Annotated in this window: 16 protein-coding genes and 1 pseudogene; 2 read left to right on the forward strand and 15 right to left on the reverse strand. The window is 44.9% G+C overall.

Annotation, left to right across the window (positions count from 1 at the left end; all coding sequences use genetic code 11):
- Positions 1 to 206 precede the first annotated feature (206 nt).
- Positions 207 to 824 (forward strand): annotated as a pseudogene (locus tag AC3DKS_RS05740) (IS3 family transposase); the annotation flags it as partial.
- Between the two features lie 248 nt (positions 825 to 1,072).
- On the opposite strand, the gene brxL reads toward AC3DKS_RS05740, so the two are convergent.
- From brxL to AC3DKS_RS05805, 13 genes are all read right to left on the reverse strand, one after another.
- Positions 1,073 to 3,142, reverse strand: coding sequence for a BREX system Lon protease-like protein BrxL (gene brxL / locus AC3DKS_RS05745; RefSeq protein ID WP_474731133.1), 2,070 nt, complete (start codon positions 3,140 to 3,142; stop codon positions 1,073 to 1,075).
- Between the two features lie 2 nt (positions 3,143 to 3,144).
- A complete protein-coding gene (locus AC3DKS_RS05750) occupies positions 3,145 to 5,628 on the reverse strand; it encodes a PglZ domain-containing protein (protein ID WP_474731136.1) in 2,484 nt (827 codons plus the stop codon).
- Positions 5,629 to 5,717: 89 nt separating this feature from the next.
- Positions 5,718 to 9,527, reverse strand: a complete 3,810-nt coding sequence (gene pglX / locus AC3DKS_RS05755) for a BREX-1 system adenine-specific DNA-methyltransferase PglX (protein WP_474731139.1) — start codon at positions 9,525 to 9,527, stop codon at positions 5,718 to 5,720.
- A 1-nt stretch (position 9,528) separates the two neighbouring features.
- Complete coding sequence (brxC, locus tag AC3DKS_RS05760; RefSeq protein WP_474731141.1) at positions 9,529 to 13,110, reverse strand: BREX system P-loop protein BrxC; 3,582 nt, start codon at positions 13,108 to 13,110, stop codon at positions 9,529 to 9,531.
- A gap of 5 nt (positions 13,111 to 13,115) precedes the next feature.
- On the reverse strand, positions 13,116 to 13,679 hold the full coding sequence (locus AC3DKS_RS05765) for a BREX protein BrxB domain-containing protein (RefSeq protein ID WP_474731143.1): 564 nt from the start codon (positions 13,677 to 13,679) through the stop codon (positions 13,116 to 13,118).
- Entirely contained in the window at positions 13,666 to 14,445 is a 780-nt protein-coding gene (locus AC3DKS_RS05770; protein ID WP_474731145.1) for a BrxA family protein, read from the reverse strand. The genes AC3DKS_RS05765 and AC3DKS_RS05770 overlap by 14 nt, the downstream gene beginning before the upstream one ends.
- Positions 14,445 to 14,915, reverse strand: coding sequence for a BrxE family protein (locus AC3DKS_RS05775; RefSeq protein WP_474731147.1), 471 nt, complete (start codon positions 14,913 to 14,915; stop codon positions 14,445 to 14,447). Before AC3DKS_RS05775 ends, AC3DKS_RS05770 begins: the two co-directional genes overlap by 1 nt.
- A 416-nt stretch (positions 14,916 to 15,331) precedes the next feature.
- Complete coding sequence (locus AC3DKS_RS05780) at positions 15,332 to 16,552, reverse strand: DUF2130 domain-containing protein (protein WP_474731152.1); 1,221 nt, start codon at positions 16,550 to 16,552, stop codon at positions 15,332 to 15,334.
- A gap of 58 nt (positions 16,553 to 16,610) precedes the next feature.
- The gene (locus AC3DKS_RS05785; RefSeq protein WP_474731155.1) at positions 16,611 to 17,621 is read right to left on the reverse strand and encodes a helix-turn-helix transcriptional regulator; all 1,011 of its coding nucleotides are present in this window, start codon (positions 17,619 to 17,621) and stop codon (positions 16,611 to 16,613) included.
- 248 nt (positions 17,622 to 17,869) lie between these two features.
- Positions 17,870 to 18,472: a hypothetical protein gene (locus AC3DKS_RS05790; RefSeq protein WP_474731158.1), complete on the reverse strand. Its 603-nt coding sequence runs from the start codon at positions 18,470 to 18,472 to the stop codon at positions 17,870 to 17,872.
- A 78-nt stretch (positions 18,473 to 18,550) separates the two neighbouring features.
- Positions 18,551 to 19,888 (reverse strand): Gfo/Idh/MocA family protein, encoded by a 1,338-nt coding sequence (locus AC3DKS_RS05795; protein ID WP_474731160.1) that lies wholly within the window; start codon positions 19,886 to 19,888, stop codon positions 18,551 to 18,553.
- Positions 19,889 to 20,067: 179 nt separating this feature from the next.
- Positions 20,068 to 20,862, reverse strand: a complete 795-nt coding sequence (locus AC3DKS_RS05800; RefSeq protein WP_474731162.1) for a 3-keto-disaccharide hydrolase — start codon at positions 20,860 to 20,862, stop codon at positions 20,068 to 20,070.
- Positions 20,863 to 20,959: 97 nt separating this feature from the next.
- The gene (locus AC3DKS_RS05805; RefSeq protein ID WP_474731165.1) at positions 20,960 to 21,703 is read right to left on the reverse strand and encodes an ion transporter; all 744 of its coding nucleotides are present in this window, start codon (positions 21,701 to 21,703) and stop codon (positions 20,960 to 20,962) included.
- Positions 21,704 to 21,939: 236 nt separating this feature from the next.
- On the opposite strand from AC3DKS_RS05805, the gene AC3DKS_RS05810 reads away from it, so the two are divergent.
- Positions 21,940 to 23,637 (forward strand): S8 family serine peptidase, encoded by a 1,698-nt coding sequence (locus AC3DKS_RS05810; RefSeq protein WP_474731168.1) that lies wholly within the window; start codon positions 21,940 to 21,942, stop codon positions 23,635 to 23,637.
- An 87-nt stretch (positions 23,638 to 23,724) separates the two neighbouring features.
- Here the strand turns inward: AC3DKS_RS05810 and AC3DKS_RS05815 are convergent, their stop codons facing one another.
- Both AC3DKS_RS05815 and AC3DKS_RS05820 read right to left on the reverse strand, forming a co-directional pair.
- Positions 23,725 to 24,936 carry a DmpA family aminopeptidase gene (locus AC3DKS_RS05815; RefSeq protein WP_474731171.1) on the reverse strand — a complete coding sequence of 404 codons (1,212 nt, stop codon included), beginning with the start codon at positions 24,934 to 24,936 and terminating at the stop codon, positions 23,725 to 23,727.
- A 53-nt stretch (positions 24,937 to 24,989) separates the two neighbouring features.
- Positions 24,990 to 25,262 carry a DUF4242 domain-containing protein gene (locus AC3DKS_RS05820; protein WP_015753245.1) on the reverse strand — a complete coding sequence of 91 codons (273 nt, stop codon included), beginning with the start codon at positions 25,260 to 25,262 and terminating at the stop codon, positions 24,990 to 24,992.
- Positions 25,263 to 25,441 lie beyond the last annotated feature (179 nt).

The raw sequence follows: 25,441 nt of genomic DNA on the forward strand, positions 1-25,441 counted from the left end.
AAAAATGATACTTGAGGGGTCATTCTAAACTTAGTATTGCCAAACAATGCAAGGCGCTTTCTGTACATCGTTCAGGGCTTTATTATAAGCCCAGGGGCGAGAGCGAGCTGAATCTGAAGCTGATGCGGGAGATGGACGAGCATTATCTGCATCACCCATTTAAAGGGGCCAGACGCATGCACATTTGACTAAACAAGGACAAAGGCTACAAGGTGAGTAAAAACCGTATTGATCGGCCCTACTACCACGTTATGGGCCTTAGAGCCATTCTTCCGGGCAAACACACCTCTCGAAGATGTAAGGAGCATAAGACCTATCCCTATTTGCTGAGGAATCTGACTATTGATCGACCCAACCAGGTCTGGGCTACGGACATCACCTATATCCCCCTCAAAAAAGGGTATATGTATCTGGTAGCCATCATTGATCTGCACAGCAGGTATGTGCTGAACTGGAGCCTATCGAACTCCATGGATGCTCAGTGGTGTAAGCAGGCCTTGGAAGAGGCTATTGAACAACATGGAAGACCAGAGATCCTAAATACAGACCAGGGAAGTCAGTTTACTGCTGAGGAGTTTGCTAATCACGTCTTAAGCCAGGGCATACGCTTAAGTATGGACGGAAAAGGAAGAGCGACCGATAATGCTTTTATCGAGAGATTTTGGAGAAATGTAAAGTATGAGAAAATCTGTCTGAATCCTCACAAGGATGGTATGGATCTATACCTACTTTTAGCAGAGTACTTCCAGTATTACAATCACAAGAGAAGACAACAGTCTATCGACTATGAAATACCTGCTGAAGTATTTAAAAAAGCAGCATGAATATTTATCTAAATTTGATAGAAAGCTGTCCTAACAATTGGGGTATCTACAGCATGAGGCTGAAAATCCCTGGAACCTCATCATAATTGTCATGATACTTTTGATGTGTTTCTGGATCCAATTGAGCGATGCCGGAAGGGAAGTCTACCAGGACATTATCCATATCTACATATAGGACCTTTTTGGCCATTTATTCTAAATTTCTATTTAATGAAACGGAACTCTTTTACCATAAATTCAAGAAAAGACTACTCTTTAATCCTTAAAAAATCTATGTTCGTTTCCAAGCAGGGACGCAATTCCTGTTCGTTTGTTCCTAGCTGGAAATAGTTCCCCGCAAGGGATTGGAAATAATCCAGACCCCTTCCCAAAATAATCCTCCAACCATTAGAAAGTAAGATTTGGCGGTCATGCAGATTATCTGAGAACTTAACGCTTAGCTTAACGCCTTTCTCATGCAAACTGGCTTCGATCTGATTAAAAAGTTCTTCGTTCTCGTACTGCTGCTGCGCATCATCTGAATTCGTTTTTAAGTAGATTTCTTTGACATCTCCAATCTTTACAGCCAACTCACAGAATTTCAAGAAATTTACAACCTGATGCCTTTGACGAATAAAAGGGTCTTCTATCTGAATGATTTGCGCGCCTTCTAAATAGGGCCCAAAAACCGATTCATAACCATAGCCAATATCCCCATAGTGAATTCTCACATGTTTCTCCTTGAGCTCCTTTTTGATTTCAGGTTTGATATCCTCTTGGACCTCCACCTTTTCCGGTATGTCCTGAGATAGTTCTTCTTCCTTTCTTGGGTTTTGAGTAGCGTTTGAGTTCTTACTTTCTAAGCAGTATACGATGTGTTCGGAACCATCAGGAGCAAAATAAGAAAGGTCAATAGACGCAAATTCGTCATCCGGTTTTCGTTTATTCATTTGCTCTTTAACTCTCCTTCTTCCCTCAATTGCATACTCAACGATGTCCTTAAATTCTTCCTCCAACGGTTCTCCCGATGGGTGTATGATTTTGAGTAGGCCAGAAACTGTTTTTTTAATAGCTATTTCATCTCTGCCTTGTACTGTATTACCAAGTTTTAACCTTCTGTTGACAACATCAAAATAGTCTTTGTTATGCCTGAACATGAAATGAAATGCCTCTGCCATATAATCCGTTATTAGACCATAATTTGTGGCAAAGAATTTATTGTCCATCTTGGGGATTTCCCAGCCTGGCAAAAAGAAGAAGAAACGGTCTTGAATGGCTAAGTCAAAGGCCTTGGGAAGCGTGATAAACAGATCGTGCTCATAGGAGTTGACTAATTGCTCAATAGAATGATCAATGTTCCCAACAAATGAGAAGCTGGCATTGGCATTGACTTCTTTTCCTCGAGAAAACCTTCCATTGGCCATATAATCCTTCATGATCTGGATGGTGTCAGAATCACGGATCTTCATGTTGCCTACTTCATCAAAAGCAATATTATCCCAAAATCCAACTGCACCTACTTTCTTTCGGGCGTTGTTATAAAGCAGGGTGGCTGTACTGGCCTGCCCTCCAGAAAGCAGGGTAGAATAGGGTGAAAACTCGGAATAGAAATAGGATTTACCCGTGCCTCTAGGCCCCAACTCAATAAAATTGAAATTGCTTTGAACCAGGGGTACTAGGCGGGCCAAAAAATGAAGTTTTAGCCTTAATCCCGAAGGAAAGTATTTCTTGATTTCTTCAGGTGGATTATCGAGAATCTCGGGGTTTAGCCCTACACTTCTTAAGACAATATCAATCCATTCATCGCGGCTAAATTGCTCCCTACCCTCGAAATATTGATTCTCATTAAACCGAGATAATTGAATAGGACGCATATCTTCGATGTAGAAGGCGTAATTATCATCTTCAACATCATTGTGTGCTACAGTGACTTCGGCCCAAATACCACCTTCTAATAGCTTGTCGTTCTCCTTATAAAACTTCTCATTAATTGCGATTCTGTTGGAATTAAAATTCTCCATTGCGGCCCAATGGCGTTTTTCTTTCTCAACATACTTTACGTGAATCTTGTCTATGAACTTATGCCTCCCTTTCTGCTGTACAATGGACTGTGCCTTGTTGGCCTCATCAGGTCGGACATAGTTCTTCTCAACTACTTCTAAAACCGCTTTTTTTCCTGCTTCGATTTCATCAGGATCATCGGTGGCACAATATTTTGACAACAAAAATTCCAACACAAAAGAAGGGACATTCGCTGCTTTCTTTATTTGATGCACCAGATCTTTCCGTACTACCTTTCCTGGGAAAATGTCATTGAGCTTTCTATCTAATACATCCATAACTAGAGATATTCTGTTTCCAATTCAATTTGAGAATAAATAATACCTGTAGAAGGTGACTTCGCATACACCGTAAAGGCCCCTTCAAAATCATCCTCAAGTGCTAAGGTGATTTTTAAAGATTGTCCGGGTGATACCTCAACAAACCCAGTCGTAGTATTTACTTCTTCTGAGGGTGCTGGATTACCAATATGCAGTTCATTAGCAATAGCCTCAATTTGCACATCGATAGCCTCTGCGAAGAAAGAATCTCCGAAGCAAGCCACTTCAATAGACGGTCGTCTTGTGGTTACAAATCCTTTTGTTTTTCCTTTGTAGGATAGGTTAACAACAATCTCTTCCTTCTCCTTCTTTTTTATGGGTCTAAAACTTAAGCAAGGCGTGATAATCTCTTGTAGGGACAGACCTTCATGAAAGAATATTTTACCCCTTTCATACACCGCATAGTTCTTCAAGAACATAAACTGCTCCACATCGCTCTTGACACCCAATTGTTCAGGAGTAAACACAAGATGGTTGTCAGACGTTTCTCCTTTACCTGCCAAGCATCTTGTTTTTTGTAAGACCCATTCGCCTGTTGGCTTGGAGACGTTATTGCCGGCCAAGTACTCATCATATAGTACGAATCCATGGTCCGCCGCCACGATAAACTCTTCATAGCCAGCCTTCTTTAGCTTGGTAGTCACTTTTAATATTTTTTGAATGGCCAGCTCGATGAGATGCTGGGCATGCTGCGGAGTGTTCTCGCCCGCCTGATCAACTTCAGTAGTAGTTACAAATAGAATATCTTTTTTCTCGAAAGAATTTCTTAGAATATCATCTTCCCAATGCCACGCACATTTATCTCCTAAAACCTCTTGGGTATATTTAATTCTATCGGCCCGAGACTTTGCCAATTTACCATTCAAATAGGCCTGTAAATCATCCTTGAGGGTGTTTAACTCCAGATTTCTACTGGCTTCAGGCATTAAAGCTGCCATGGCATATTTTGTGACAGTTGGCATAAAGGCCAAAGAAGGAATAAGTGTGCAGTCAAAATCCGCCCTGGAAAGTCGCCTTTTTAGATAGTCGCCTAACTCAAATCGTAGGGCATCCGCCAAGATGTACACCGTTTTCTTCCCTTCATTAACTAACGGCTTAACCTTGGTATCGAAAAGAGTACTATTCTTTAAAATGTCCGTTTGTATACCTTTATCCTTTTCAATACTGTTTTGAAGACTTTTCTGAACACCCTCCATAAAGCCATGGTAGGCCTTTCTACCATAGTTTACAACCTCTTCAAGGGCGTCAGATAATTCTATTTGCTTTTGTATTTCCTTTTGCAGCTCCCGGTGTAGTGCATCAATGGTAAAGCCCTTTTCCGAGTACCAATGAATAATTGAATTTGTGTTTTTTAAGCCCTTTAAATCATTCTTCTGATTTTCAATGGCTGCTACCAATTCACAAGTTTTTAAACCTATTTGCCAGGCAGCTCTTCTCTCATCGTTAAATTCACTCCAAATACCTTTACTGGAAGTCTTTGCCAGGGACGTGGCAGCAGCCAAATTGCCTTTTAACAATTCGTCCTTAAACTGATTGAAAAATGTAGAATCCTCAAAGGCGAAAGTGTTTATGCTTCCTAAATCATTCTCATCCCTGAACAAATCAGCCAGGGACAATTCATCACTTACTTCGCCAGCATGTTTGACATATAATTCTTCACAGTCTTTATTCTTACGTAAATGATCACAAACCTGATAGATGACAGTTTTGGCTTCTTCCTTAGCCTTTGACACATCTGCCAACTTGGACGGCAAGTCCACAGGTAAGTCATATAAGAACTCAGAAAACAGCACGATCCTCCAGAGTTCTTTTCGTAGGGTATCTATGGATTTTTTAGTAGGGGTCACTCCAATGACATCTGCCATAAACTCTTTGAACTCATTCTTCCAAGAGTTGTCTGATTTTAAGAATACAAGTTGGTTCTCATTTGGATTCAAAAAGGCTAGTAATATTTCAACAGCGGAAGTAGCATCCAATCCAGCTTTAATAGACGGATACGTATTCCCCCCCTTTAAAGCATCAATTTTGCTAAAAGAGGGTGTGCTTGAGTGCAAGAATAATTCTTCAATTTTGGCTGCCTTTTCGGGAATTGCCTGAAGACATAACTGTTTGTAACTGTCCGAGGCTTCATCTGGAAAAACAGCACCCGCACTCATAAATATGGAGAAGGGATCCCTCGCTTTTTGATCCTCATCCAGCTTCTTTCGAAAGGGAATGTAGATCAGCATCTTTTTGTCCAGGCTTAAGGGCATTTCGTTTACCCAATAATCAAAAGCCCGTTCGCGTTCTGTTACCGTGTTCTTTGAAATGTCAAAAACTTTAAGATTCTCATTTTGCATCCCAATCACCAAATCGTGGTACAATAAATCCGGATCATAGACAGTCAAACTATTCTCATGACCTAGTTTTTGTAAAAAATGATTTTGTATGAATTCCTGAATCATTTTAGGGAATTATTTTCAGTCATTATAATTATGAGTAGTTAGTGTGTTTTTTAGATTCACAGTCCTTCTATTTTACCTCAAACTTGCGATTACATGAGTTTCTTTTGAGATTCCTCTTTAATGCCTTTTTTAGTGCGAGTTTTTGGTTGTCTAGGCTTTATCTCACAAATATCTTCCAGGCCATGAGCAATAGCCATACTCAAATCCTTCTTGCATTTCTCGCGAACTCGTTCGGGCCAAATACTATAAGCCAAATGGGACCAGTCGTATTCTCCTTTCTCTAATTTCTTCCAACAGATTTCCGTCGCTTTTTTCCATTTACTATGTTGGAACAAATTATAGAGAGGAGCTGCGGTAATTAGTACACCATCGTCTAGATTTGGTCGATATGGCAAATCTGCTACTCTTAATAAAGAGTATTTAAAATCTTCAATTTCCCCTAAAAGATTTCGGTTATCATAAGAAGTACTTGAAGAGCCCAATTTTTCTTCAGAAATAATTTCTTTCCTTAAGTCATCAATAATGGGATCTACCGAGTCATTTAAGATTTTAAATATGGTTCTTTCGTTTAGCTTGGGATAATAGCACCAGATTACTAGGTTACCAGATTCAGAGGATAAAGGAAGATAAATTGGAGCTTTCCTTCCGGAGTCTGTATATTTTCTTAGGTGGAAATCGAAAAATCTGTTAGGATTTTTAAAATAATCTATGATGTTAAACTCTACCTTTCTTTTACTAAGTGATTCAAGATCTTGAATTAAATGTTTCTTTTCTGAAATTACTTTATAAATACTTTTTTCAAATTCATTAGAATTTTTTGAATAAATAGCGATATAATCCTTTTCTGCATCCAGACAGGGTTCGTCAACTACAAATTCACTTAGCAACTCCTGAACTATTTTTTTTCCTGACCTCAGTAGTTTGTTCCGTTCAAACAAGTATCCAAAACAAAGAGAAAGACGGTTGTTTATTGCTTCAAACTCCTCATTTAAGTGAGAAACATGTGAGCCCCAATTACAGGAATAATCATTTCTCTCCTGACCGTAAGAATAGTCAACTTTTTTTTGAATTAATTCATCCAGATAATCTAACCGTTTAAATTTTTGATTTAAAAAAACCTCCAAATGTTTATAATCTGGTAGTTCATTAGAAAAGAAAATACTGGTTTCATCGAATGTTAATAATTCAACAACAATTGAAATAATTTCTGATACAGTCAAATCAGAATTAGGAAGTTGATCTGGTATTGGTGTATTCTTAATTATACCAACTTCATAAGATCTCGCGGCTTGGTCTCCTGCAGCTAATTGTATATTAATTAAAGATTTAAATGATTTCGATTGAGCCAGGCTTAAAATTCTAAATATTTTGTCAGTGAAGATTGCAGGGCCCTTATCCGCGAAAATGAAGTTTTTAGGGAGTAATCTTGCTGAAAACTCGCTAGATGTTCTCCTGCTCCAAGTAATACCTGGCTTGAAATAGTAGTCTTCGTTTCTTACATAGGAATTCCTTGTCGCTTTTATCTCCTTCCCTCCATCCCTCCAGTTAACCTTTAATTTAAAATTTCCGATATATGTGGCATAGGGGCCTCCTTTGGCAATATTTACAAAGTATTTGCTAGGTGTTTCCCACCACAACCGTAAAAACCGAAAATCATCACCCGTCGTTAGGCCACTAACTACAGAGGTGTTTTCAAAAGTTTTTAAGGGTTTGAGATCAGAAAAGTATTCGATTTGTAATCGAGTAATCCAATGGGATATTGAGAAGTTTGGTAATTTTTTGAAGACGTCTAATTTAATCCATTTAATTTTATTGTCTTGTAAAGAGGAAAGTAATCCACTACTCTTACTATTGCTTTCAATTAGGTTAATAAACCCAGTCTTATTGTAATCTTTCTTTGATATAATATATGCAGCTGTTTCAACCATGGCATCTAGAACACCTGAACCCAAGTCTATAAAAAACCTTAAATCATTTTTTTGAAATAGTTCGGTTCGCCATTTTTTAAAAGTTGTTATAAAGAATGCGGTTCTATTAGAAATACAGCCAATATGACCTTTAAACATTTTTAATTCAGACATTCTAGTAACAAATGCCGTAAAAATATCTTGCCAAGAATTACTGTAGTCTTTTTTTAAATGGTCTTTAGAGTTTAAAGTTGGGCTTCCGAAGGGAGGATTCATCACTATGACATCATACTTCTTTCTGCATAACTCAATAAAAGAAAATCCCCTTGCTGTATCTTCTGCAAACAGTAGTTTCTGAAATGCATGCTCCCCTTCTGCATTTACAGCAAAAGACTTTAACGCCTTAAGCACCTGCTCTTCTGCCCTATCAAAAAAGTCCTTAGAGAGTTTTTGACCCTTCCCATAAACAGCGGCCATTTTTGATTCTTTGCTATCTTCCGGCGAATCGAATAACCTTGTTTGGGTGGAGGTGTCTTTATATTCTTCCCATTCCTTTTTTGCTATCTCTATTTCCTTTTTAAGCTCTTGTTCAATTTTTAGAAGAAGTCCCGTTTCTCCTGCCAATTTCATTTTTTCCCAGATAACCCGAACCAGTTTTCCAATAGGACCAGGAAGACTTTGAGTAAACTCACTGAGTAAGTTGATATCCCCTGGCATGGGCTCGGCTACTACCAAATTACTCTTGCTGATAGATGGCCTATCCTTTGGCTCTAATCCAAGATTTGCATAACTCTTTTGAGCGCGCAGCCATAGACTTAACCCAGCGATTTGAATGGCCCTGGGATCAATGTCTACCCCATGGATGTTGTGCCGAATGATCATTTCTGGTATCTGCCGGATAAACTCTTGCCGTGAGTACCTGTCTCGCAGATCGGGCATTAATTCTATATGCTTATCCCAGGCTTCTGTGTAAATATTTTCAAATAGGTCAAAGCAGTACAATCCAAAATGCATGGATCCACAGGCGGGATCCAACATTAATATCTCCCGGGGATCTTTTAAGGGCCTATGTTCAACATAATGAGCCCCTTCTATTCTTGTGCTCGGAAGATCTTCACCTTTGCCCAGGAATATTTCCTGTTCATGCTTAACCAGGTATGTACATTGATGAGCTAATTCGGTATTCCCCTGGTTCATCTCGTACCACTGGCGTCCCAAACTATTATCTACAAGAAACTGTACCACATACCGGGGGGTGAAGAATTGATTTCGTACTGCGAGCTCTCTGCTGTTTCGGGGAGCACCAGAGGCCTCGCGCATAGCACTAATTTCTTCCCGGCTGTTGTAGTATTGATAAATCCAGCCGATGGTTTCATCTTCTTTCCAAAGATTGATCGGTTGACGCCCTGGTTCCCTGAAATGCGATAACGATTCCTCATTTAGGATGTCCAGGAGTTCATTCAGGGCCTTTTCGGATGGAAAGAGCAAGGCATAGGGAGAAAATCGATCAAAGACAGAAGGCAGATCCAAGGCCAATTCATCGAAAACAGCATTCAAATAGCTCGTGTAGCGTGAAAATTGATCTGCACTTTGAGCACCCCCGGTAAGTTGATCAAATACCTGAAATCCTTCGGATTGATATCCCTTGCGAACCGATTCACGAACGATACCTCGTTCTTCAGCCAATCTAAGAGCAGCAAAACGGTTTAGAATGGTGAAGGCTTGTTCCCGCTTCAATTGGGCTACAGCTTCTTCGTCTTTATTATTTCCTGGGATACTTTCCTTAAGATAATCGATACGCTCTCGAAGCAATTGTGCAGTTTGTATAACTGACCCACTGGTTGACGTCAGTTCTTCCACAAACGTGCAACTACCGTCCGGACGAATCCCATAATATTGCTGTAATTGACTATCAAATTCAGTCATCAGAAGCTTTTTGGCTTCTTGGACTAATGATTTAATCGTACTTATCGCTTCTTGAGTAAATGCCATGTTACCAGTCTAATTCTATGGTCTCATTTCCGTTGAGTTCAGATTTTATTTTTTCAAGGTTTTGAATAACCCTATCTAATTCATTGGCATGAGAGACTTGTTTTGGAAGGTCTAACTTAACCCTGCGTTTTTTCGGTCCTCCAGGTTTTTTATTCTTAGCTAAGTATTCTTCTATTTGATCATTAACCTCACGGATTTTGGAATTCACGCCATAGCTTGCCTTGAAAATTTCCTTAATTCCTTCCATTCCTTGTTTATCTTGAATAATCAGGGAACTAAGGGTTTTATGTAGCTCTTCTTTTTGATCCGGTGTTAATTCAACCCATTTCGAAGAATCTTTAATGGATTCAATTTCGCTTTGAATGTTGTTGTTTTCTGCTACAAGTATTTTATGGCAAAAGTCTGAGATTAATGTTTCCAAATTGGCCGTCGCATCCTTAAGCTCAGGGAGTCGTTGTACAAAGTTCTCATCCGAGGTCACTTCTTCTATTCGATCGAATTCTTTCTGTGCTTCGTCCTTCAATTCTTTGGGAATTCCAGAATCGGGTAAATCCGATATGGCTTTTCGTAAATCCAGCGCACGCTTAAAATTCTTTTTAGCACCTTCTTCAAAAGCGATATAAACATCCTTCATCCAAAGTAAGTCATCGTATAGATCCGACTGTTCTTTGCCGAGTCTGAATGCTGCATCCGAAGCTTCTCCTTGTAATACCTCGGTGATACCATCTCGGACATTTTCAGTCCTTTCTAGGCCAGGCAGTTCAAGAATTTCAAGCTCCGTTCTCAGTGCGGAATACTTTGTTTGGAACGATGGGAAATGCCTCCTTACGACTTCTGCAATTTTGTCCTGAAGAGGCGCGACCGTTTCGCCTGTTAATTCTGCCAATCGTCTCACAGAATTGGCCAACATTTCATGCGACGGACGGTCTTCACCATCATATCTGGAAACCCCGATCTTATTGAAGCCATTGACATTTTTAAGTCCATCAATAGCTTTCGGGCCTTTAACTTTTATGTCTTCACCAGCGATACGAAGTTTAATGTCCGAGGCAATGAACATAAGAGCTACCAGATACCTGGTAGTATCTTTACTCCATCCGTAAGGGGCTGCATCAAAATACTCTAAGAGTTTTCTGCCTTCCACATGGCCTTCGCGATCAATGAATTCTTGGATGGAAACTATAGCTTGGTTTGAAAGATCTATCCTTCCGTCACTTTTTACTATGTCAAAATGATTTAAACCAGGAGGTAGCGTTCTTAAGTCCGGAAAGTTTAATAGCTTTTCTACGTCTGAACTAGAGATGTTCAATGGTGCTTGCTGATATTTGTCGAATACTTCTTCAGCTACACTTTTTAACTTAGATTGAACACCCTCTCTTAATTTAGATCCAAGGCTTCTCAGGGGGGTGGCTGATCCCCGAAAAATAATTTCTCCTTTCTCAAAGGCGTTACGAATTTCCTTTAAGACCCTGGAGCGCAACGTTTGGGCTTGTTGCTTTTGACTATTGAGATAATCGTTTATTTCCTTATCCTCAACACGCCTGTTAGAAATCTCCTCACATTTTACAATCTCAATGATTTCATCTTCAATACTTTTATCCAGTTTTCCAAGAAGGTATATCCTGGAACCATTCGATCTCTCTGTACTGTTTCGGCGAAGTTCTTCTAAAGTTGGAGCGTATTCATTCTCTAATACAAAAGCGGTTTCTAATTGGACTTCCTCATTCCCTCCCTCTAGCTTAAATGTGCGCATTTCGAGATTTAAATTAACACCACATTTAATCGCCTTTGTATTTAAGAGCCTTGCACTTGGAAGTGGAGAAAAAATATCTTTAATAATATTTTCATATACACGTCTCTTCTCTATCCCCTGAGGATTGATTCGGGCTTTCTCATCTTCAAGTTTACTAATGGCATCCGTCATGAAACGTAATTGCCCATCGATTTCTTGAAGGGTATTGCCGGGCATTGATTTTATCTCATCAATCAGTTTATGAATTTTCTCTTTTCCAGATTCGGCATCCACTGCTGCATGCATCAATACGGCTACATTTTCAGGAGAAACAAAAAGATCATCCAGTAGCTGTAATAACCCAATCGACTTGGCAACTTTTGCATGTTCACTGTCCTCACCATAAAAGTTCACTACCTTATCTACTGCAGCAACCACATGGCTATAGGATTTGCGGATATCTGCTTTTAATACATCATAGATGTGATAAACCGATGCTAGTTTTCCCAATGAAAACTCAACCAAAGGCTTCTCTTCCGAGGGCAAATCATCTGTTAAGATGTCTTGAATCACTTTGATTGCGGATCGCAATCCTACCCCTCCAGTAATTTTCGCCAACCTACCTAGAAGGGTAATAATAATTTCAAAATGATGTGGAAGAAAAGGATATAAATCCACAAAGATCTTTTCATCCAGAGGGGTTTTGACGTACATAGTACGTTCGCAGTTCTCCAGCTTTGTAAAATGCTTCAGTTTTTCCCCATAATTGGTGTAAAGTCCTTTGAGTCTTTTGGCAGCATCCGTGGATTTTCCTAAAAGCCGTTGTGTGCAGATCTCCTTAATATCTGAAGCTTCAATATCCACTTTGATTGGAAACCGGGCGTTCAGCTTATATAGCTTATCTGAATTTAAACGTGCATTCGGATTGTCTTCCGTCAAAGTCTGTTGGGCTGTAGCTAAAAACCAAGCTTTTCCCTGTCCGATATCTTTTAGATTTTCAAGGGTTCCTTGCAAAGAGAGAATTAATTCATTTTTTGCAGAAACATATTGACCAACTTCGTCCACGATGAAGACCACATTTTCTTTTCCTGTAATATTTCGTATGGTCTCCAATAATTCTTGAACCTTCTGTTTATCGGAACGCAAATCATCGATCCGTGTACTCTTGAAATCTCTAGGATCTGACCATATATTGGGATATAATTGGGCAGCCATCTTGCTGGCAATTCCTTTTGCTCTAAGCAGATCGTTAACCTTAATATGATTCCAATCGGCATTAAACTCTTCTGAAACCTGCTTGACAAAATTCTCTAGGTTCCCATCGGTTTGAAGCATTCTTTCAAAATGTGCCAACTGGCTATCGGTAGAATACCCGGCCAAATGATGCACTTTGGCAATAAGCAATTCTAAAATGGGCGGAAGGGTTCCTCCCTTTATTTGTTCTGTAGCACAGTCTAATAAAACCACAGCAGGCTCATGCCTTTCAATAATGGATTTGAAAAGCTGCTCAATGGGAGTTGAATTTATTCGATGAGATAGCCTCTGTAAAAAAGATTGACCATCAATAATGATCTCGTTTTGCAATGCAAAACCAAGGTACTTTGCAAAGGAACTCTTACCGGAACCATAAAAGCCCGAAACCCATATACCTATTTCGGTGGAGGTGTCGGACATGCCATTATATAGTGCATCTCCTAACTTCTCAAAATTATCTCGGATACGCTCTGTAACTACATATTCTGAGATCTCATGTTTCAAGTGCTCCTCACTGGAGTTACCAAAGGTTACAACCTTCTCTATGCTTCTGTATATGTCTTTATCCGATCCGAATAATGTCTTAATAGCGGTCATTTTTATTAAAAGTGTTTAGATCTGTAATTACCATCCAAGGGATAAAATCCTAGAAATTTAAGTGCCGTTCCTGAAATTTCACCAGGATAAAAAACAACTATTGGGACTTGTATTTCATTATAAATTTTCTGCTCAATGGGGCCAAAACGTGTAAAGGGGTGAATTACTTCGAGATCCGTAATAAACAGTGCCCCCGAATTTAGGTCAACACTCTTTTGTGCTTCCAGAATAGCAGTTTCTATTATACTTTGGTTCTTTAAGTTATTGCCTAAGCTTTCATAGACTTCAACCATTTCCCGCTCGTCTTGAGCAGCTTCTTCACCTGCCTCGATTCTATAGGCATCTTGTTTAAAGAAATCACTTAAAACATCATGCATTGATAATAGCTCCACATTTAGACCTTTATTTTTAGCAAGTTCAACCCATACCTGATTTAGTTGTCTTTTCACATAGAGCATCTTACTAGGTTCAAAGGTCAGGTAACAGATTACCTTATCCCCACTGTGGTCATAGCTTTTGGGCTGCGTAAGATGATCCAAAAGCGCTCTATATTTATTATCTACATTCATTTTCAATGAATTGATTCATGTTCTGATTTTTCCAGGATATCGATAGTAATTCACCGGAGAACTGCATCAAAAACGTGCCTTGAGAGGCCAATCTATCCAGTATAGGAATGACCTCGTCTCTATGTAACCCGAATAGAGACCAATCTGGATGATTCCAAATGTCATTATCCGAAAAGCCTCTAAAATGGAGTTCGTGTGCTAAATAATTTGTCGTCAGATCCAATATTCTGAAAGGAAGTATATTCTTTTTTTGATCAATAAGCTTGAAATCGATTAACGTGGCAATAATGTGTTCCGAAACCTTTTTGATAGTAGATTGAGCCCATCCCTTTTCTATTCTACCCGTCTTAAGGGCCTCTTCAATGAATTTTTTAGGATCTGCAGATCGTATTTCAACGGAACCCTGATCCACTTTCTTGAAATAAACTTCCGTAACAAAATCGTATAAAATCAAATTAGCGCGACAGGTATAGATGTAAAAGAGTTGAATGATGACATCCATACTCACGAACTCATCTCGCATTTGCCCTATAATCAGAGGCACCTCGAGAGGTTCCCCTAAGAACCGACTGGAGAATATATTATTTACTAAATCTAAAACCCGCCCCTCCGTACTTTTTGATAAAATTCCATATTCATAGATTCTTTTTGCAAAATCACCCTTGGATTCCCCCGGCTCATATTCTTGCATTAAAACAAGCATCTCTTGAACAAGACCCGTTCCTTTTAGTAGATTAGAATTATATGTTCTCTGATTGATCTCCATTAATTCAAATAGGGGTGTACTTGATAGCCGTTATTGAATGCATTTAAATATTCAGCAGCCATTGCCTGAACTGTGTCCAGATCTAAGTTTTCGGAATTGCCTAGATATTTAGGTCCTGGCTTATCATCCGTGGGAAGGCCATTGGACAGATTGTCCAAGTTTTTGAGAACATTTTCCTTTGTTGGATTTATTGTTTCTGAAGTCATCAGTTTGCGATGAATATGCTCTTCAATCTCAATAGGCATTCTAAAGAGGTGATAAGAATTTACTCCTACATTTTTGTCCACGATTTCTTTTGCAATATCTATTGCCGTAATAATTCTCGCATTAGATGATCTGGGAAAAACGTATTTAAAGAATTCTAATGAGGAGTCCTTAAAAAAACTGGTGGGCCACCATTTGTTCAATTCGCCAAGTTGCAAGACGCTTATTCTAAGGTCGAGTAAATGGTTAATGATTGAATTATTCATTGATTATACTTGATGTTCTTACATTATTCCGCCTTTTCCATGAAAAGGATTCCGGTAACGTCTGACGCGGGTCTATGTTTTCTGTGTTCTTCTATATCCTGAAAAGAATTACTATAGCGAACCACTCTGTAATCACCCTTATACTGCCATTGGTTCGGTCCATATTTGACAAATGTAGGAACTGGGTGATTGGTATGGGATAGAAGCTCTGCATTATTCTCAATCCTTGGCCCAACACCTACAACTATAATCTTCGGCGCTTCTGGGTTCTTATCCCTCGTAAGGGCAAGCCCTTTGACCTCATTGTCCGATGTTCGCACATAGGAATCTCCGCCTGCTGTTAATCGGTCCACTTCAGCCTTTGAATATAATTTTGTTCGACTTATCATAAAACCCTTTTTAATTTGATTTAGAAATTACTCCTCCGCAGAAGGAAGTTCCAAAGCAGGTATCGGTTGGATACCATTGCCTGCAATTCCTTTAATAGATCCATGCATACCAATTGTGTTGGCAATCACTTTGTCCAACTGCTTTTCGCGTTGTTTCCAGATGCGGTTCATGGCATTTTTCTCCCTGTCGAGATCTGATTTCATTTGAGTGAATCCCTCAACTATACCCTCCACTTGGAGGCGGAATTCTGTACTGGTTAGAAAATCATAAAGCATAGCCATTTTATCCCCTTTATTCTCCTGAGAGGCCAGCGCAAGACTCACCTGAATCACGGATTGTCTCAGGACTGCACTCAGGCCCTTGAATTCTTCAAAAGTACAGATCCATATGCCCTCACGCATGCCCATACGATCCATGTCCGAAGGCAGTACTTCGGTCACCAAAACACCAACGTCGGCATTCTGATCGCGAATGTCTTTTTTAAACTTTTCAATCCAAGCCGGCTGGAAATGTTTGGTACGCTTACTCTCGTAGTAGATGGTGCCACAGTTTTGACGTTCCCGGGTATTCACAATTTGGAGGCAATCGGCTCCATTGGCCCCTTTCTTTACCTCATCGATAGTGTCCAAAGGAAAGGTTTGCTGGAGCCATTCCTCCATCGCTAATTCCTGGACTTCTCCCTGCAATTGCATGGAGCCCTGTTCTTGCTTACGCTTCATTTCTTCCGTAAGCTTCTTTTGCGCCTCTAGCTGCATCTGAAGTTCCTTAAGCTTTAACTCATTTTCCTCATCAGCCTTTTGCTTGGCTGTTATTTTAGCCTTACTCAGCTCTTCATTGAGCTTCCTTTGTGATTCTAGTTCAATTTCAGAACGCATTTCATCCTTTTCACGCTTGAGCTTTTCAATCTCGGCCTGCGCTTTGTTGAGCTGCTTTAACTTTTCAGATTTCTCTTCCAGTTCTTCCGTAAGCAGCTTGAGCCTTTCACCCTGCTCCGCTTCCATTTCCTTTTCCAATCTGGCTTTCATGGCTATTTCAGCTTCCTTTGTAGCCTTTTTCAATTGTTCGTCAAAGGATTCACGCTCTTCTTGCAGTTCAGCTACTTGAGCTTTAAGGCTTTTACGTTCCTCGCTGAATTTGGTTTGAAATTCTTTGCGAAGACGTTCCTCCAATTGATGTTTTAAGATGTCGTTTACATCAATTTGGGTTCCGCATTCCGGACATTGAATTTGGGTTTCAGAAGTTTTCATAGCATTACAGTTTACGGTTCACTGCAAATCTCTAGCAGAAGTGTGTGCTGGATCTGCACTAACCATATTGAGCTACGTTCTTCTGGATTCTTGCCCTAATTTTATCTCTAAAATCACTAGGAGCCAAAACCTCTAATTGTTCTCCAAAGGAGAGAAGAAGCTTCTCTAATTCAAAGTTGGGAATCACTTCAATAGTAAAAATCGAATAGTCTTCAAATACTTTTTCCGGACGCTGGGATCCGTGCAGTGGTTTCGTACGAATATATGGCGCTAGGTCCTTGTCTACTTGTAGGTCGATCAGTATAGGTTCCTGATCATTGGGAACGGTTACTCCGATAACATCGTCGAAGTATTCATCAAAATTGATGTGCTTATTCTCTATGAATGGCTCAGAAGAATCTTCAATTTGTAATATACGATCGAGGGCAAGGTTTGTGATTGTTTCATAGGCCTTATCCCTTCCAAAGACAAACCATCTGCTATTGAATTGCTTTAAATGATAAGGCGAGAATATGAATTCCCGAAATTGATCGCTCCTGAAGGACTGATACTTTACCGCCAGCGTCTTCTTATATAGAATAGCGTTAAAAATTGGATCTATATAATCGATGCCTTCCGTATATGGATTGCTCTCGAATGCAATGATATTATCAGGAGCATCCACCAACTTAAACGTCTGATCCAGCTTGGGTAGCAATTCATGGATCCATTCAAATTGGCGCAAACCCTTAAAACGTCGAAGGATGAGCATGGCAGACTTCAACTGCTCTGCCTCCAATTCATTAATAGGTTGGTTGCGTATTGAAAAATTCGTGTCCGCATACCTGTAATAAACTTTTCTACCCTCTTTTGACTTCACCAGTTCCACCCCATACCCCTGTTCAGACTCCATGAATTTTATATCCTCATAGAGCTGCCTTCTTCTTATCCCATCAGAATTTGGATCTAGTTCTCTCAAAGCTCCATTGCAGGCTTGCAATAGGGCTTTCACATCGTAATTGCGCCCTGGATTTTGAAAACAGCGATCCAAGGTGTGGTATCGGACCAAGGCATTTTTGGTGATGGGCATGGCAAGATTTTCCTGCTAAGATAGCATATGTGCAGATACTTTGCACATATTTTTTGTGGATTCCTTTAGGCAAAGGATCTTAATTGAGAAAACTAACGGATAGGTGAAAATCCCTTATTTGCCACAAGCAAAACCGAGGTATTATTGTGTCAGCTTTTTTCTTGCAAAAGCGATACCAAATAATCTAAATGCCTGCAATTAATCTGAGTAACACTGCATCATAGAGACTGCCCATACAATCGTCCCATTTAGGGAATATCTTTTGATACTTGTGTCTTCACCCTATCAATTAGTATTTTTACCGCTTGTTTATTTGATTGAAAAGAATCAACAAGTTTTTCTAAAGATTTTGAATAGGGTCCAAGTAAATCTTGGGCTTTCTTCCAGAATATTTCCGCCTCCTTATCCTCGCCCTTTTCTAAATGATGATTATATAAGTCGATCCAAAATTGGATATCGTTATCTATATATTTTACTTCTGATAACGTCTCGATAAACTTGTAAATATCATCTTCATCCCACAGGTTTTTATCCTCTAAATCAAAATAAAGATGGACCGTATTAGAATCAACATGGCCCCTTTTCATCAAATCTGTAAGGTTTAAACTATTTTGATCAAGGACCGATTGAATAATGGCCACATCAATGTCCCGATCTTCTTTTAAGGCGTTTAAGATTACTTCTAGGGATATTTTAATCTCGATTATCGTTCCTATATACGAGGAATAAAATCCAATTGCTTTTTCTGCTGCATCTAGTTTTCTTTCAAATTGGAGCTTTCTTATTTGACGATTATATTCCACTTTTTTATGAAACCAACTAAAGAGTTCCCTAATTATAAGTGTTGCCAAAGATCCTGATAGTAAGCCTATGATTGTCTCCGAAGTCATCGTTAAAATCAACCAGATAATTTAAATGAATAGAAATATTCAAAACCTCCGATACTTCCCCTTCAAAAACTTATTCGCCTTGCCTTCTTTAAAGCGGGCTTTTTTGGCATCCCAGTGGAGGGTTTCTCCAGGGAAGCGGCCGGCGATGGTTCCCAGCAGGATGGTCTCCGTCAGGCGGGCGGCGTAGTCAAAGGGCGCTGATGTTTCGCCTTTGCCCAGGCAGGCATCCACAAATTCGTGATAGTGCTTGGGGCCCTCGCTGGCGTAGTTGCGCACCGGGGTGCCCAGGTTGTATTTCTCCACGTCCATTTCCTTGTACTGGCCATCGACGATCAGCTTGGGCTCCAGCATAAAGTGCGGCAGGTAGAGTTTGCCTTTTTCGCCCAGAAACATGGCGCCCTGGTCGTGCAGGGCCTCGCCTCCGGGGAGTTTCAGGTCCTCGTGCTCGGGCGGGACGCCGGGGCCGTCGTACCAGATCCATTTCAGGGAATCGGCCGTGTAGTCCGTGCCCGGGAATTCATAGGTGACTGTGTTGTTTTCCGGGTAGCCGAAGCCGGTGGGCTCGCGACACTCGGTCATGATGGTGCGGGGCACGTCCAGCTCCAGGGCGTTGTAGGGGGTGTCAAAGATGTGCACGCCCATATCGCCCAGGGTACCGCAGCCGTAATCCATGATCCGCCTCCAGGCGCCCGGGTGGTAGAAGCCCTCCTTATAGGGCCGCTCCGGGGCAGTGCCCAGCCAGAGGTTCCAGTCCAGGTCCTCGGGGATGGGGTCCGATCCCGTAGGTTCCGGCCCGTTATACCCCCATTCCTTGGGGCTCCAGGCGCGCACCGTGTGCACCTTCCCGATGATGCCGTCGCGGATCAGCAGCGTGGCCAGTTTGTAGTCGTAAAAGCTGTGCACCTGAATACCCATCTGGGTGACCAGGCCTTTCTCGGCAGCTACTTTCTTCATCTCCCGCGATTCGGACACAAAATGCGTAAGCGGCTTCTGGCAGTACACGGGCTTGTCCATCTCCATAGCCATAAGCGAAGCCGGGGCGTGGGTGTGGTCCGGGGTGGCCACGATCACCGCGTCAATCTGGTCCTTCATCTCGCTGAGCAGCGTGCGGTAGTCCGTATACGTCTTGGCGTCGGGGTAGCGGGCCGAGGCATTGGCCAGGGCGGTAGCATCCACGTCGCAGAGGGCCACCACCTCCACGGCCGGGTGGGATGCCGTGTCCTGCAGGTCGGCCAGCCCCTGTACGCCCAGGCCAATGTGGGCGGTGCGCAGCTTGTCTTGCGGGCCCAGGTGTTTGAGGTTCTGCAAAAAGGATGGGGCCAGGGCCACGCCCAGGGCGCCGAGGCCGGATTTCTTGATAAAGTCGCGTTTGTTCATTTTGATACTGTTAGGCTTGTTTCGTTTAGTTTGTGTTCATTTGGCAGCGCTGGCGGTGTGCTGGCGATTCCAATTTTTGTTGTTGCCTGCTTGGAGGTTGCAGTTTGCCTTCTGGCTTTTTGCTGCTTGGAAGTTGCAGTCCAGCGAATTACATGGTTCGCTGATTGCAACTTGCAGGATTACAACTTTTTAATTTTAATATTCCGGAACCAGATCGGGCTCGCGTGGTCCTGCAGGGCGATATAGCCCTTTTTAAACGTCCCGTATGCCGGGCTGTTCTTCCATTTGTCCGAGTTCTTTTTCTCCTCCCAGGCGTCGTCCCAGGGCACAAATGACAGGATCATCTCCCCATTCAACCAGTGTTCCACCCGCTCCGGGGTAAATACGATTTTGGAGGAGTTCCACTCCCCCACCGGGTGGAGCGTCTTGCCCGGGTCCGGCGGGTGCATCGCATAGTCCGCACCGGTCTGCTGCAGGGGCTTCAGCTCCCCCGGGTTTTCCGTATAGCCCAGGCTCAGGTTGTATTCGGTGAGGTCGTGGATGCGGGCGTAGTTTTCATCGTCGATCAATTGGTATTCCGGGGCCACTACAGGCGGGCCGTCGTAACCTTCTTTTACGTGGTAAAAAATCCCGCTATTGCCGCCCTCGGGCAGCTTCCACTCCAGGTACAATTCAAAATTGTCGAATTCCTCGGCGGCGTATAGAATGTCTTTCCCGCCCTCGTAATCCTGCTCCAGGCCCAGCTCGGTCTTAAAGGTGAGCACCGAGTCCTCGATCACCCAGCCCGGGGGCATGGTCTCCGCGTTGTAGCCGCGCCACCCCTCCATGGAGGTGCCGTCAAAGAGGTATTGCCATTCGCCCGTATCTTCCGCAGCCATCTCGGACAATTCGTCTACAACGTCCTCGGCTTTGGGTTCGCCCTTGCAGGATAAAACCAGCGCTGCGAGCGCCAGCGTCGTGATTGTTTTTTGCATGTTTAGTTGTTTGATTGTGAAAGATACGGAACTGTTTGAAATTTTCATTGGAGGGTTCCCATACGGGCGAAGGAATGCGGTGGGGTCGACAGCGCCCCTATTCGGATTCCCCTTGCGCCTTTTTCTTCTCGGATGCCTCGGTTTCGATTTCCCGGGCCTTGGACAGGGAGGAGGCCACCAAACCGGCGGGGACCGTCACGATGCCCACCCCGATGATCAGCACAAAAAAGGTGAAGATCTTCCCCCCGACTGTTACCGGGTACACGTCGCCGTAGCCCACCGTGGTAAGCGTCACAATCGACCACCAGAAACTGTGGAATATGGAGGCGAAGGCCTCCGGCTGGGCTTCGTTTTCAAAGTAGTAGATGCCCGCCGAGGTGAGGTAGAGCACGATAAAGGTGATGATAAAAAACAGGACGATTTCCTCCCGCACCATCCGGGCGGCAATGGTAAACCGCTCGAGCGCCCGGTTGTAGCGGATCATCTTCAGGGCGCGTACCAGCCGCAGGATCCGGAACGACCGCAGGGCCCGCCAGTCCAGCGCGCTGTTCAGGTAGAAGGGCAAAATGGCCAGCAGGTCGATGATGCCGTAAAAACTGAAGATGTACCGCAGGGGTTTGGGGGCCACATAGATCCGCAGCAGGTATTCCACCGTAAAAACCGACACGGTAAATATTTCAAAAACGTAGAGGCCGTCCTTCACGGCAGGGCTCAGGCCGGGGAGCGTCTCGATGGCGTAGGCGATGAGCGAGAGCAGGATAAGGGTCTGGATAAAATAGTGGAAATACAAGCCGGTGCGGGAGTCCTGGCTTTCCAGGATGTGCCAAAGTTTTTTGCGCATGGTTGGAAGGTTGATGGGCCTTGTGGGGGCTCGCGGGGCATGGGGTGCCCGTTGTGCCTGACCTGATTGCCCGTTGCGCCTAAATATATTTAAGATTCGCAAACAGGCCAAGGGGCAGGCGGCCCATTCCGCGCCTGCGGGATTGCGGCAGGATTAGTATCTTTAAGTACCTGCCGGAAATGCCCTGGCGCAAGTGCCTCGCCGGTTGGTCGAATGTTTATGTGGTCTGAATTGTGATGTCGAAAAGTATCCTGTTATTCCTGTTGATTTTCCCTGCCGCCTGGGCACTGGCGCAGCCTGCGGGCGGACGGTACCGAGTGTACACGTCCCGGGAGTACCAGGTACGTGAAAAACAAATCCGCGAGCAGCAGGCCCGGGAACACAACGCCCGGGAACACCAGTTACGGGCGAACGCGAACCGGAGCGCACGCCATAGGCTCAGGGGCTGGCACCTGGCAGACTGGAAGCAGGACAGCCTGCCGGGGATTAGCCTGGAGAAGGCCTACGCCTGGCTGGACACCCATAAGAGCGGCCACACCGGAGAGGAGGTGGTGGTAGCCGTGCTCGATACCAAACTGGACATCCGCCACGAGGCGATCCGCGACAACCTCTGGACAAATCCGGGTGAAATCCCCGGCAACGGCCTGGACGATGACGGCAACGGGTATACGGACGACGTGCACGGCTGGAATTTCCTGGGGAATTCGGCCGGGGAAGACGTGCTGTACCAACTGAGCGAAACGGCCCGGGCGGCCCGCCTCCTGGAACAAATCGATACGGCGGCCCTGAGGCTCTCAGACCCCAACCGGCTGGCCACCCTGCAGAAGTACGCGGCGGCCTACCGGGAAGACGCCGCCTTTTTCCGGGAGAACTACCGCGCCCTGGATTCCATCCTCAGCCGGGAGGAAGCGGCCCTGAGGGATCAGGCTGCACTCGGGGATAATGCGGCACTGCGGGATGGTGCAGCCCTCCGGAATGGGGCAGCCAACCAAAATGAGGCGGCTCTCCGGGAATCCCGGGCGCTCCGGGAACAACGCAAAGCCATCGCCATCCAAAAGCACTTCTTCTACAACCCGGATTACCAGGAGCGGGCCATTACCGGCGACCGGCCCGACGACCTGTACGACCGCCGCTACGGGAACCCGGTAATTTCCGGGCGGGCACCCATGGAACACGCCCTTGGGGTGGCCGGGGTGCTGGCGGCCCGGCCCAACAATCGCATCGGGGTTGCCGGTGTTTCCGAGAAGATCCGGATCATGCCCGTGGTGATGGTGGCCGAAGGGGATGAACACGACAAGGACGTGGCCCTGGCCATTCGCTATGCCGTGGACAACGGGGCCAAAATCATCAACATGAGCTGGGGGAAGCGCCAGTCGCTGTATCCCGGGTGGGTGCAGGACGCCATCCGCTATGCCTCCCAGCGGGACGTGCTGCTGGTGCACTCCGCCGGGAATACGGCCGATGACCTGGATGCCGTGGATTACTACCCGCTGGACTACACCCCGGATGGGGAATTTACCGAGTCCTTCCTGAGCGTGGGTGCCCTGTCGCCCCGAAAAGGACCCGCCCTGGTTGCCTCCTTCAGCAATTACGGCCAGCGCAACGTGGACCTGTTTGCCCCGGGGAACTTCATCTTTACCCCCCATACGGGGAACGGCTATACCTATAGGCAGGGGACTTCCTATGCCGCACCCCTCGTGGCCGGGGTGGCCGCCCTGGTGTGGTCCTATTATCCGGATTTTACGGCTGCGGAAATCAAGGACATCCTTATGGCTTCGGCCACACGCGTGGATGGGGAGGTGTATTTGCCCCGTAAAGTCCGTTCTGCATCCCCTCAGCCGGTTCCCTTTACGCGGCTCTGTAAATCCGGGGGCATCCTCAATGCGTTTGCCGCCCTGCAGCTGGCCGCAGTCCGGAACCGGACCCGTTTATAAACCGATAGACTTGGGCCAGACCTGCCCGAATTCCTGACCTACCGGAATTCCCGGCCGGATCGGGGGTTTCCCAGAGCGAAACTTGCGCTATTCCCGCACCAGTTCCAGGACTTTCGCTACAGGCAGCGCTTCGGCCCGGTGACCGTCCCGGCCATCCAGGGTTTCGGCCGCAAACAGGGAATTCCAGATGGCTTCCTCGGTGGCCTCGATGGCAGCCAAAAACAGCGGGGACATAAAATCATTGGAGACGGTGGGCACCTCAGCAACCATGCCCTCCGGGGTATAGGGGATGCGATTGGATTCCGCCGTGGAAACGGCTATTACGTAATCCCCGCTCCCATTCGAGGCGATGCCCCCGGTCCGGGCCAGTCCCAGCATGCAACGTTTGGCGAGCCGCTTTAAGTTGCGGGCATCCAGGGGGGCGTCGGTAAACACCACCATCATGCAGGACCCGTCCGTGTCGTACCGGTAATTCCGGGGTACGCGATTAAGCGCCTTCGCCAGGTTTCTGCCGTTCAGGGTAAGCACCCCGCCAAAATTGGACTGCACGAGCACCCCCACCGTATACCCGTTGAACCGCTCGGGCAGCACCCGGGAGGAGGTGCCGATCCCGCCTTTGTAGCCAAAGGCCATCGTCCCTGTCCCGGCCCCCACATTGCCTTCGGCCACGGCCCCGCCCCGGGCATTTTCAATGGCTTCCAACACGTGGGCTTCGGTAATATGTCGGCCTCGGATGTCGTTCAGGTAACCGTCGTTGGTCTCCCCCACCACGGCATTGACCGAACGGACTTCCTCATTGCCCGGGAGCCCCAGCGTATAGGAAATAAGCGCGTCCATGGCCGAGGGTACGCTGAGCGTATTGGTGAGGATAATGGGCGTCTCGATATTCCCGAGCTCTTCCACCTGGGAGTACCCCGCCAGCTTGCCAAAGCCGTTGCCGATGTGGATGGCCGCCGGCACCTTTTCCTGGAAGATGTTCCCCCCATGCGGGAGGATGGCGGTGACCCCGGTGCGGATGGTGGTACGTCCACTTGGGGAGCCTGCGGGCCCGCCTGTGGTTTCTGCATTCCCTCCCGAGGTATCCACATCCTCGATAAGCGTCGTATGGCCCACGGTCACCCCGGGCACATCGGTGATGGCATTGTGAGTTCCCGGGAGCAATACGCCGAGTTCAATCCCGTGGTCGCGGAGGCGATTTTGGCCATGGAGGGGTGAAGACATCTGGAGAAAAAGCATCCCTGCAAGTGCCAGGAAAAGGTTCAGCGGACGCGGCGTCCGAAATAAAAATAAGCATCTCATGGGCAGCTGGATTGGCTGCCCTAAGATAGGAAATTGCCGCAGGGTACGGGCGGTTACTCGGCGGTAACCGGGTCGATCATCGTTTTGACTTCCCGCACGGCGTTAGCCGGGAACCCCCCTTGTTTTGCGTGCTCCCGAATCATCTCCTCATTGGGGGCCACGTAGACGCAGAAAACCTTGTCTCCGGTTACGTAGCTGTGTACCCATTGGATGCTCGGGCCCATCTCCTGCAGTACCCCGCAGGACGTCTGGGAAATTCCCTGAAGTTGTTCCTCGGTCAGGCTCCCGGCTCCCGGGAGGTCCCGTTCAATAATGTACTTTGGCATGGCTGCAATTTGAATTTTTATGGTGCTCCGCCTCCGGGCCTGCCGGCAAATACATGCATCGGATGGCCCGGTTTAGCGAAGCGATTGAATATACAAAAAATATGCACGCGGTATACGGCCTTCCAGCTGTTAAATTGCTTTTTGCCAGGTAGTTGCAGGGGGTGGGGTTAGGTTGGATG

This window comes from Robiginitalea sp. (assembly GCF_982776155.1).